Genomic DNA, 10,731 nt, shown 5'->3' on the forward strand with positions numbered 1-10,731 from the left:
TTCAGACCACGTGGCCAAGATGGCGACTGACGCTGTGGCCGGATTTACTAGTGGTCATATGGCCAAGATGGCGACTGACGCTGTCGCTGGATTTACTAGTGGTCATGTGGCCAAGATGGCGACTGACGCTGTAGCTGGATTTACTAGTGGTCATATGGCCAAGATGGCGACTGACGCTGTAGCTGGATTTACTAGTGGTCATATTGCAGCCCTAGATCCGACGGCGATGGCTGGATTAGCTAGTACCCATATCGCCAGCATGGGTGCTAAGGCGATGGCTGGCCTGAAGGCAGATCATGTAGCCAAGATGGCTGCTGAAGCCTTCTCAGGTTTTGGTGCAACTCATGTTGCCGAGATGGGTGCTGACGTCTTTAAGCAAATAGATAAAATCCAGATGGCCCAGATGCTTCCGACGGCGTTCGCTGGATTCAAGCCGGAATCGATCGCTGCAATGGCTCCAGCAGTTATTGGATCACTAGATAAACTTCAGATTAAAGAGCTTGCTCCAGCGGCGTTCGCTGGATTTGCCAAAGATCAGATAAAAGAGTTGCTTCCTGATGCAATTGGGGGAATTAAAGCGGCAGGTATCGCTGCACTCGCTCCAAAAGTGTTGGCTGGGTTTGATGTAGATCAGTTTAAGGAACTAGCTGATGAAGCCATGGCGGGTATCGGTGCCGATCAAGTTAAGAAGTTAGGCACGGATTTAATTACTTCTATAACAACGAAGAAGTTCGAAGAAATGACAGCGGATGCAGTTCAGGGCTTTAAATATAAAACACTGGATTTATTGGGAGAAGAAGTATTTGCGAAAATCGACGCTGATCAGCTCGGCGGATTGAAAGTAAATGCTCTTTTGGGTTTAGATCAAAGCAAGCTTGAATCTATAGCAGACAAAGCTTTTGAAGGCTTGACTGGTGATCAAGCTAAGGGGCTTGGCGTTGATTTCATTAACGACTTAAGTGAAGGTGCAATAAAAGCACTCGGTAAGTCAAAGGATGCATTTAGAGGTATTGGCGGTTTAATTGATGACCTGGATACTGACATTATTGCCAGCATTACTGGTGAGAATATTGGCGGCCTTAAGGTTGGGCAGCTCAAAGGTATGGCTGAAGATACTGTTGCCTTGCTGTCTAATGATGCGATCTCAGGAATTACTGAGGAGCTGGCAAAAGGTGTAACAACAGAATTCATCGATGCCATCGGAGGAAAAGTGGATGAGCTTTCCGCTGATGTATTCTCAGGTTTGAGCAATGATACTGTTAAGGATTTAACTGCTGGTATCGCAGCAGAACTTACTGATGATCAATTGACGGGTTTAGGTAACGCTGACAATCTTGATTTAATTACAGACGATTTTCTTACAGGGATTACTAAGGGTCAAGCGGATGGTTTGACTGCTGATTTCCTGGCTGGCATTGGAGATGATTTGGACTCACTCTCAGATGATGTGATTGGAGATTTGACCACCAATACGGTTGCGGATTTAACTGGTGATATCGCAGAGGATATGACAAATGATCAATTCGATGCCTTGGCTGACGCTGGTCTGGCCTCATTCCTAGGTGGCAACTTTACTTCTGTTCTTACAGATAATGAGTTGGACATTTTGGGTTTGGATTCAACTAGTACAACTGTCACCAGTACTGCAACTGATGCAGTGACTAGTTCTATAATTTGATATTTAAATCTACTGATTAGATCTCTCGCAAGGCCCGCTTAAGCGGGCCTTTTTTATTGCTTAATGCAGGTTCTGAATTGATTGAAACAAGAGCTTGTTTGGCCTTGTTGATGGAGCTCAATTGCCGTTCTTTTCTTTTCTCTTTTGAGGTTGTTATTTCGCGTCCATCCAGTTATCGCCAACACCTGTTTCTACTACGAGTGGCACACTAAGCTCAACAGCCTTTTCCATCGTGCTCACCACCAACTGCTGAACATCTTCAAGTGCAGTGGGGTCGACTTCCAATACAAGTTCGTCGTGCACTTGCAGGAGTTGATGTGCCGCTAGGCCTGATTCTTTGAGTTGTTGTTGTAACTGCACCATCGCGACTTTGATGATGTCGGCACTGGATCCTTGAATTGGGGCATTGGCTGCCGCCCTGAGTTGCTGGGCTTCCATGCCACCGCGGCGGGCTACGTCGAGATCAATGTCCATTGGATCTTTACCCAGCAATCGGCCTAATCCGTTGCGATCAAAATGGAAGGGCCGCCGCCGCCCTAACAGGGTTTCTACATAGCCTTTGCTGAGTGCAAGCCGCTCTTGTAGTTCGAGGAAGGTAAACACCTTCGCGTAGCGCTGTTTGTAACGGCTTAGGAAGTCTTTGGCCTCCGCTTGGCTGACGCCGGTTGAGCGTGAAAACCTTTGAGCCCCCATGCCATAGATCACGCCGAAGTTGATTGTTTTGCCGAGTCGACGTTCATCAGAGCTGACTTCATCTTTGTCCAGCAGCAGCCTTGCGGTGAGAGCGTGCACGTCATCGCCATTGCGGAAGGCCTCTTGCAAAACCTCCTCTCCAGAGAGGTGGGTGAGGATGCGCAATTCGATCTGTGAATAGTCCGCACTGAGTAGTTGCCAGTTCTCCTGGGGAAGAAAAGCCTTGCGGATTCGCCGGCTGAATTCGGTGCGGATGGGGATGTTTTGCAGGTTGGGGTTGCTACTGCTCAGCCGGCCTGTTGCCGTAACCGCTTGGTTGAAATCGGTGTGCACCCTGCCCGTCTCTGATTCCACCAGCTGCGGCAAGGCATCCACGTAGGTGCTGCGCAGTTTGCTGAGCACTCTGTGCTCCAGCACCAGAGGCACCACTGGATGATCAGCTTCGAGTTTTTCCAGCACGTTGGCATCGGTGCTCCAGCCCGTTTTGGTGCGCCTGGATTTTTTGCGATTCAGCCCAAGTGTTTCGAACAGCAGTTCTCCCAATTGTTTGGGGGAGGCCAGATTGAAGTCCACTCCGGCTGCTTCTCGGGCTTGTTCTTCCAGACGCTCCAAGGTCTCACCCAGTTCAACGGAAAGTGTCTGTAAATAGGGCAGGTCGATGCGGATCCCGGTGGCTTCCATTAGCGCCAAAACTGGTTCTAGGGGTTGCTCAACTTGCTCCAGTAGGGGAAGCAGCTTGGCTCCCATGCTTTCAAGTTGCGCTCTGAGTCGTAGGGCAAGTCGTCGGGTGAGATGCACGTCCATGCCGCAGTAGAGGCTGGCTGTTGGGATCGCGACATCAGCAAAGGTTTGGCCCTTGCCAACCAGCTCGCTGAAGCCGGTTGGCGTGATCTTGAATTCACGCTCTGCCATCACTTCCAGGCCGTGTTTGGCGGCGGCATCACGGAGGTAGTCGGCCAGCAACGTGTCGATCACGACCCCCTCGAGGGCGAGTCCATGGCGCAACAGGATGAGCCTGTCGTATTTGGCGTTTTGCAGTGCTTTGGGGTGGTCGTTACTTGCCAACCAAGGGGCTATCGCTTTGAGCACAGCCTCTAGGGGGAGTTGGCAGGCAGCCTCTGCCTCCAGCAGTTCGGCAGGCGGATGGTGTCCGATCGGGATGTAGGCCAGGTCTTGCAGCCCCTCACCCCAACAGACGCCTAAGCCCACCAGTTCGGCGCAAAAGGGATTGAGGGCGGTTGTTTCAGTATCGAGGGCCACTGGCTTGAGGCGATCTCGACAGGCCATCAGCCGTTTGACAAGCTCTTGCAGCTCTTCTGGATTGGTAATCAGTTGTGGCTGTAGCGCCGGTTGTCCGTTGTCGTTTGAACCCTCTGGTTCTGTTGAAGATTCAGGCTCTACTGGGCTTGTCGCCGATTTGGATGTTTCAAGTTCGTGGCGATTGGCTTTAAATCCTCCGCTGGAGAAGGTGGCCACGAAACTGGGCACTTGGCGCACCAGGCTGTTGAGTTCCAGGGCGCTCAGGCGGTCAGTGAGACCATCGTTGTCAACGCTGCCTAGCTCTAGACGTGGCGCTTTCGGTAGGGGGATATCGACCAGGATCTCTGCAAGATGGAGCGATAGATAGGCGTTGTCACGATCGTTGCTGAGCTTGCTTTTGAGTGCTCCTTTTATGGCCCCGCGGCTGGCTTTCTCGCCTTCTGCTTCCACTTCAGCCAGCGCGTTGTAGATGCCATCGAGATCGCCATTCTCCTTAAGAAGAGTGATGGCTGTTTTAGGACCCACACCCTTGACCCCGGGGATGTTGTCAGAGCTGTCGCCAGTGAGGGCCTTGAGCTCAACCACCTTGTTGGGTATGACACCAAGTTTGCTGAGCACCCCAGCTTCATCGATCAGGCTGGGACCACTGCTTTTGGCGTACGGTCCACCACCCATATAGAGCACGGCAATGTCGCGCTGATCATCGACGAGCTGAAAGAGGTCACGGTCGCCGGAGAGGATGCGTACACCCCAACCATCTCTGCTCGCTTGCTTGGCGAGGGTGCCGAGCACATCGTCGGCTTCATAGCCAGGGGCAAGGCAAAGGGGAAGTCGCAGGTTGTTTTCAAGGATCTCTTGCAGTTGTTTGAGGTCCTGGAAAAAGATGTCAGGCGCAACATCACGATTGGCCTTGTAGTTGACATCTGCTTGATGGCGGAAGGTTGGCTCAGCTGTATCAAAGGCGATCACAATCCCTTGCGGGCTAAGACCCTTGCAGTTGTCCAGGAGTGCTTTTAGGAAGCCATAGGTAACGCTGGTGGGGGTACCGTCTTTTGTGGCCAATCCCCCTTCGCCTCCTTTGCTGAAGGCATAAAAGCTGCGGAAGGCCAGCGAGTGGCCATCCACCAGTAGCAACAGTGGCTTGTTAACAGCCTCAGGCATGGGGCGGATTGATGTGGGTTTGGATCAGTCGCGTTTTGGTTTGGCCCAAGGGGGCAGATCGATAAAGATGCGCGTGCCGGGATTGAGCCCACTCAGGATGGCTGTTTTGCTGCCACTACTGGTGCCTAGTTCTACCGCTTGAAAGCGTGGTTGATTTTTTTTGCCCACCAGAAGCACCCCAGGTTTGCCCTTTTCAGTCACAATCGCCACGGTGGGAACCAACGTGCTGGGTGCAGTCTTGCCCGTTTGAAAATCCACGTCTGTGGACATGCCAATGAGCAGTTGGGGGGAACGCTTGATCAGGTTGAGCTTGACTGCGAAAGAGATGACATTCTCAGTTTTTGCTGCCCTCGGGGCGATCTCGCTGACGCGGGCCATAAAACGTTGTTCTGGGAAGGCATCAACACGCACGCTGGCATTTTGGCCGATGCGGATGCGGCCGATGTCGCTTTCGGGCACTTTGGCGTTCACCTCCATTCCTTCTGAGAGCTCAACCAGGGAGGAGCTGCTGGCGCCGGCAGTTGCAGAGGCTGCTGTTGTTGGCGTCACAAAGGCTCCTGGCTCCGCATAACGGGCTGTGATCACACCACTGAAGGGTGCTCTGATCAGAAGTTCGCTCCCTTCAGTAATGCGTTGTTGAACACGCTCTTGGGCTGCGGCAAGGTTGGCGCGGCTGGTCAGGTAGAGGCGGCGATATTTGCTCGCGTCGTCGGCTGAGATGGCTCCTTGTTGGTAGAGGTTGTCGCGCCGCTCATGGTCTGCTTTTCTCGTTTCGTATTCAGCTTGATCTTTTCTTTTAAGGGCCTTCGCTTCATCTAAGCGGTCGTTGTAGTCGCCACTATCCATGCGAGCCAGGACCTGTCCCTTTTTGACCTCGTCGCCTTGATCGACATAGAGCTCTTCCAGCAAACCTGCTTTTTTGGGACTGACATTCACGCTCCGCTTCGCTTGCAATTCGCCGTTGGCGGTCACGACCCCGGGAAGGGTGCCCCGCTCGGTTTCTACGGTGTAGTTGCTGAGATCGCGGCCCAAGCGCTGCTGGGGGCTGAACCTCCACCCCAGGCTGCCTGCGGTGATCAGCACCACAGCTGCACTGAGGCCTATCCAGAGTTTGCGGCGGCGTTTAGCACCTTTGAGTTGTGTGAGATGGACCAATCCCTGCTCCTGATGTTCCGATATGGGCGGGGCCTTTGTACTGGCCATCAACCCACCAACGATGTCCAGTAGTCTCGCTGGTCATCGTGCCTGACTGCAGCAGGGCACGATGACGTAACTATCAAGTGTCTTAAGCGTTGTTTTGCGGTGCCATAGCGCTGTTGCAATGGTTTCTGGTATGGGCACGGCTAGATTGCCACCCATGCTTAAAGCCGGAATTGTTGGATTACCCAATGTGGGTAAGTCCACGCTTTTCAATGCACTTGTGGCCAACGCGCAGGCTCAAGCTGCCAATTTTCCCTTCTGCACCATTGAACCGAATGTGGGCAGCGTTGCTGTACCTGATGAGCGGTTGCAGCTGCTTTGCGATCTAAGCAAGAGCAAGGAGCTGATTCCAACACGTATGGAGTTTGTTGATATCGCTGGTTTGGTCAAGGGGGCTAGTGAGGGAGAGGGGTTGGGCAACAAATTTCTTGCCAATATTCGCGAGGTTGACGCCATCGTGCATGTGGTGCGCTGCTTTGAAGACGAGGATGTGATCCATGTCTCTGGATCAGTGGACCCTTCTAGGGATGCTGAGGTCATCAACCTTGAACTCGGCTTTGCCGATCTCAGTCAGATCGAGAAACGGCGCTTGCGTTTGAAAAAACAGACGCGCACAAGCAATGACGCGCAGCTCGAAGATGCCGCGCTTGAGCGGATTCAATCTGTGCTTGAGCAAGGTGGTGCTGCTCGTGCGGTGGAGCTCAGTGATGAAGAAGCAAAGATGATTAAACCGCTTGGCCTGCTAACGGCTAAGCCAATCATTTACGCCACCAATGTGAGCGAAGACGATCTTGCCGGCGGCAATGCCTACTGTGAGGAGGTGACCACCTTGGCGACGCGTGAGGATGCTGAATGCGTGCGCATTTCAGCCCAGGTGGAGGCTGAGTTAATTGAACTCGGTGAAGCAGAGCGTATTGATTACCTTGAAGGCCTCGGAGTGAGTGAGGGGGGGCTGAAGAGTTTGATCAAGGCGACCTATCGGCTTCTCGGTCTTCGTACCTACTTCACCACAGGGGAGAAGGAAACCCGTGCTTGGACGTTTAAGGCAGGCATGACGGCGCCGCAGACAGCCGGTGTCATTCATACCGACTTCGAGCGTGGTTTCATACGTGCCCAAACCATTGCCTATCAGAAGTTGCTTGAGGCCGGCTCCTTTGCTGAAGCACGCAACAAAGGCTGGCTGCGCAGCGAGGGTAAGGACTACGTCGTAGCGGAGGGTGACGTCATGGAGTTTCTTTTTAACGTCTAGTTTTTATCCTTCTGGGATTGACTTGCTATTTGATCAGAAAAAAAGCAAACCAATTCATAGATCTGAAGGAGCATAGATCTTTGTTTGTTGATTGATTAATTCAATCTAATTTCTATTAAGTTCACCTTGAGTTCTGAACTCACTAAGCTGAACTCGCATAGATGATCTTCCTGGCAAGCGGTAATTTAAAAGACTTGAACAGGTGGTAAGAGCACCAATGAAGGCTTCTTGCCAGTTTGTTGAATGTGATGAGCTTGTCGCCATCAGCCAAATGCCAGTAACTATTGAATAGCAACTGAAAGAGCCCTATGGGGCCTTTGCAATAAATTCTTCCAATTATGGCCCAGATCAAGTAATGCCTAGGTGTTTACACCTAAGGCTTCAGGGGCTGTGGGGCATTTAACTTGATTCAGTCTTGTGCAGACCAAGCCTTTTGAGGTTTTGATGCAACTCCTAGAATTGAGAAAGAGATTGAGCATGGACAGAGTGCTTTTTGAGGTTCGATTAGCCGCCTATCCTCTATATTTAGTCACATAGAGAAATGATAGATGCTTAAGTTTTTAGACCGGCTTAAAAGAGGAGCTAGGGAGCATTAAATTGACTAGGCTTTACCCTGCATGCAGGAGTTAGTGTTAGCAAGGAGTCATTGACGCGATCTTGAATGATTAAATTTGTATGAGTCAATACATCCATAAAAAATATCTAAATAATATAAACTCTCTTAGATATACAAGAATTTCCTCTTTTAATGCATTAACTCTTGAGCCTTGCCAATAGAATTGACCCCTGTGAATAGATTGTGAATAAAGGAACCTTGAGCTTTTGGGTCTACCAGGAGGCTCGCTGTAAACACGATCGTCACACTTCGCAACCTCTTGTGTTAAGCTTTGTAATGAAGGCCGACATCCTGGCCTTCGTCCTCAAAGGGACCTGAACTCAAATTCCTTCTCATGAAACAATCCCCAAAGACCAATAGGATCGAAAATCAGAAGATGACTGCTGAACGTGTTAATGGATTAGCAGCAATGATGGGATTTTGGGCTGCGGTAGGCGCCTACCTAACGACAGGCCAAATCATTCCTGGCGTGGTTTAAGCAGAAAGATCATGACTTCTTCTTCAAATGTCATCACTGAAGACGGTGGACGTCAGAACATGTATGCAAGCGAACCACGCATGCAAATTGACCCTGAATACACAGCCTTTAGCAAAGAAGCAGAACTGACCAACGGACGTTGGGCAATGATTGGCTTCTTATCTGCTGTCGTGGCTTATTTATTCACAGGGCAAATCTTACCCGGTGTTTTTTGATCACAGTAACAATTGTGCAGGCTGACTACCCTAGTTAAAGGTGGATTAGTCGAGCATTTGGTATTTCTCATTGACTATCCTTCTTGCCTGATTATCAATTGGCATGAGGCTTTAGGCTTTTCTTGACCTTTTCTTACACAATTCCTCTACCTCTCAATCATCATGAATGAAAATGCAGAGCTACAAAACGGACGCTGGGCAATGATTGGCTTTATTGGAGCACTCGCTAGTTATGCTGCTACAGGGCAGATTATTCCTGGATTGTTTTAAGCACTTTATAGACATTAATGCTCTTAAGTTAAAACTTCGGAGCATTCTTACTCTCTCCTAGTTTATTATGGAATTTAATCCCCTTAACTCTCTCAAGAAATTCACCAAAAGGCTTACTAAAAGGTCTAATCGCTATGATTATGCACTGACTGGTTGGATTATTCCAGGCATCTTTTGAAAAATTCCTTTTGGCTAGAGGTCCCTTCTCTTATTTGGACTAGGGCCTCTAGCTTATAAAGATAGTCTGTTGAGTATTGATTGATAGTTTTGCTTAGACGATCAATCCAAATCTTGGTTGTGACTTGCCTTTTGAATTGGTGGCATCCAATCTTGTTGGAGGTTGCTTCCAGCTAAGCTCGTTGCTTTGTTGAGTTTTCTTTACCCTTGAAATGTGGTTGCTGAGGTGGGATTGATTGCGTTTAATTCAGCTCTGACGCTATTAAATAAGCCCTTTTCAGGCTTGGCTTGCGGGATGCCCGGGGGTTTTCTATTCCAATTGGGTAGACAATGGTTTTGAATGTTAGGCTTTCAATAAATGTCTTAGAGCTTTTACATTCTATTTGAACAGAATACTAGCTTGATAGGTTCAGCTTGTAAATCCGTCAAAGCCAAGGCATCCTGCCGCTCATCTTCATTCCATAACTTGCGAGTATTTAAGCTGGAATGAACGGTACTTTCGTGGCTAGAATCAAACTTATAACTTTGCTTATGATTTTCGATTCCTTATATATGCCTAATAGAAATGGCGCCATGAGTGTAGATCGCGAACAGATTAGCCTTGGAAATGCCTTGATTCGTTTTGCGCTTAAGCAAGGTGATTCAATGGCCATCTCTCGGACTACGCTTCAGCTTTGTAAGGGAGATAGGGAGAAGGCAGATCTACTTTCCCTCTGGTTTGTTGATGTTGGCAAAAGTTGCAAGGAATATCTTGGCACAATGACGGAAAATCAAGTATTTATGCGTATGTGGATGCTTGGCAATGTAGACATCAAGCAGGTCTCAGAATCAGGTAATCCGATCTTTATTCTAACAAAGAAAGGTGTCGAAAGAGTTAGACATTCGCCGAAAGAGAAATGGCGGCATAAGCTTTTATGGGATAATCATGAGGTCTCTAGGGACGAGGAATGCGTCATTTCTTAGCAGGATTAGTTTTATTGCTCTTGCTTGTAGTACATGGCGAGCCTGCTTTTGCTGACGGTGCACAAGAAGAATTCACGAACCACATGCTGGAATGGAGAGAAAAGAGTGAGTTGGCTCAGGATAATTTAAGAGGAGCAGAGGAGGAATTAAAGGCTGGCTCTAAGTATAAAGCCTGTATTAAACAAAGAATCGCAAGCAAGTATGGTGTCGAAGCTTTTCAAGCACTAATTAAAGCCCAACAAATCAATGACTCAGAAAATGAGTTTGACAACTTAGAAGAGAATTTGGCCAAATGGAATAGCCTACGTGATTGCAATGCTGATGGTTCGTTATTAAACTAACCATATATGTATAGACGATGAGAAGATCTCTTCTGTTTGATCTGTTTGATCTAGCTCTTGACTGATGATTGTAAGTAAGTCGATCTGATCTTGGTAAAAGTTAAGGCAGTATTTATATTAACCAGCGTAGTTAATACATGCTTCTTTGAGTCGTCGACTTCTTAGGAGTGTCTGACCAACAAGTTTGGTAGTGGTGGAGAACTGAGTGGCTTCTAGTTCACCAACGCGGGCTTCAAGGCCATCAACACGGCCCTTGAGGATTGCGAGCTCCTGCTCGAATTCCTGCAGCAAGCGACGCAGTTCGTCGGTAACTTCAGTGATGCGATCGAGGCAGGCATTCAATAGAGCAGCCGCTTCAAAGCGGGTCATTGCTCTGTTGCCGAGGTAGCTACCGCTTGGATAGCCAGCTACACAGCCGTAGCGCTCAATC

General features: G+C 49.2%; 8 protein-coding genes and 3 pseudogenes. 7 read left to right on the forward strand and 4 right to left on the reverse strand.

All coding sequences use genetic code 11. The annotated features are described in order from the left end of the window. Positions 1–1,678, forward strand: a pseudogene (locus EV12_RS00760) (hypothetical protein); the annotation flags it as partial. A 153-nt stretch (positions 1,679–1,831) separates the two neighbouring features. On the opposite strand, the gene polA reads toward EV12_RS00760, so the two are convergent. The 3 genes from polA to EV12_RS14730 are packed head-to-tail and all read right to left on the reverse strand — an operon-like array spanning position 1,832 to position 6,151. Beyond that, on the reverse strand, positions 1,832–4,792 hold the full coding sequence (polA, locus tag EV12_RS00765) for a DNA polymerase I (RefSeq protein ID WP_036910849.1): 2,961 nt from the start codon (positions 4,790–4,792) through the stop codon (positions 1,832–1,834). Between the two features lie 24 nt (positions 4,793–4,816). Further along, a complete protein-coding gene (locus tag EV12_RS00770; protein WP_152562291.1) occupies positions 4,817–5,995 on the reverse strand; it encodes an efflux RND transporter periplasmic adaptor subunit in 1,179 nt (392 codons plus the stop codon). A 33-nt stretch (positions 5,996–6,028) separates the two neighbouring features. Next, positions 6,029–6,151, reverse strand: coding sequence for a hypothetical protein (locus EV12_RS14730; RefSeq protein WP_255327585.1), 123 nt, complete (start codon positions 6,149–6,151; stop codon positions 6,029–6,031). Between EV12_RS14730 and ychF the strand changes: the two genes are divergently transcribed. The 6 genes and pseudogenes from ychF (at position 6,150) to EV12_RS00805 (ending at position 10,301) form a co-directional block, all read left to right on the forward strand. Continuing rightward, on the forward strand, positions 6,150–7,241 hold the full coding sequence (gene ychF / locus EV12_RS00775; RefSeq protein WP_036910865.1) for a redox-regulated ATPase YchF: 1,092 nt from the start codon (positions 6,150–6,152) through the stop codon (positions 7,239–7,241). The genes EV12_RS14730 and ychF overlap by 2 nt on opposite strands. 950 nt (positions 7,242–8,191) lie before the next feature. Further along, positions 8,192–8,335: a high light inducible protein gene (locus EV12_RS00785; RefSeq protein ID WP_036910855.1), complete on the forward strand. Its 144-nt coding sequence runs from the start codon at positions 8,192–8,194 to the stop codon at positions 8,333–8,335. Between the two features lie 11 nt (positions 8,336–8,346). After that, positions 8,347–8,550, forward strand: a complete 204-nt coding sequence (locus EV12_RS00790) for a chlorophyll a/b-binding protein (protein WP_036910857.1) — start codon at positions 8,347–8,349, stop codon at positions 8,548–8,550. Positions 8,551–8,718: 168 nt separating this feature from the next. Continuing rightward, positions 8,719–8,820, forward strand: a pseudogene (locus tag EV12_RS12970) (chlorophyll a/b-binding protein); the annotation flags it as partial. A gap of 663 nt (positions 8,821–9,483) precedes the next feature. After that, complete coding sequence (locus EV12_RS00800; RefSeq protein WP_036910859.1) at positions 9,484–9,960, forward strand: hypothetical protein; 477 nt, start codon at positions 9,484–9,486, stop codon at positions 9,958–9,960. Further along, positions 9,945–10,301 carry a hypothetical protein gene (locus EV12_RS00805; RefSeq protein WP_036910861.1) on the forward strand — a complete coding sequence of 119 codons (357 nt, stop codon included), beginning with the start codon at positions 9,945–9,947 and terminating at the stop codon, positions 10,299–10,301. Before EV12_RS00800 ends, EV12_RS00805 begins: the two co-directional genes overlap by 16 nt. Positions 10,302–10,469: 168 nt before the next feature. On the opposite strand, the pseudogene EV12_RS00810 reads toward EV12_RS00805, so the two are convergent. After that, positions 10,470–10,731 (reverse strand): annotated as a pseudogene (locus EV12_RS00810) (iron uptake porin); the annotation flags it as partial.

This window comes from Prochlorococcus sp. MIT 0701 (genome assembly GCF_000760295.1).
In the GTDB taxonomy this organism is placed as follows: domain Bacteria; phylum Cyanobacteriota; class Cyanobacteriia; order PCC-6307; family Cyanobiaceae; genus Prochlorococcus.

Bases quoted from the DNA above. Each gene is read 5' to 3' on its own strand.
- EV12_RS00785 (WP_036910855.1), top strand. From the start codon at position 8,192: ATGAAACAATCCCCAAAGACCAATAGGATCGAAAATCAGAAGATGACT.
- EV12_RS00800 (WP_036910859.1), top strand. From the start codon at position 9,484: ATGAACGGTACTTTCGTGGCTAGAATCAAACTTATAACTTTGCTTATG.
- EV12_RS14730 (WP_255327585.1), bottom strand. From the start codon at position 6,151: ATGGGTGGCAATCTAGCCGTGCCCATACCAGAAACCATTGCAACAGCG.
- EV12_RS00770 (WP_152562291.1), bottom strand. From the start codon at position 5,995: ATGGCCAGTACAAAGGCCCCGCCCATATCGGAACATCAGGAGCAGGGA.
- polA (WP_036910849.1), bottom strand. From the start codon at position 4,792: ATGCCTGAGGCTGTTAACAAGCCACTGTTGCTACTGGTGGATGGCCAC.
- ychF (WP_036910865.1), top strand. From the start codon at position 6,150: ATGCTTAAAGCCGGAATTGTTGGATTACCCAATGTGGGTAAGTCCACG.
- EV12_RS00790 (WP_036910857.1), top strand. From the start codon at position 8,347: ATGACTTCTTCTTCAAATGTCATCACTGAAGACGGTGGACGTCAGAAC.
- EV12_RS00805 (WP_036910861.1), top strand. From the start codon at position 9,945: ATGCGTCATTTCTTAGCAGGATTAGTTTTATTGCTCTTGCTTGTAGTA.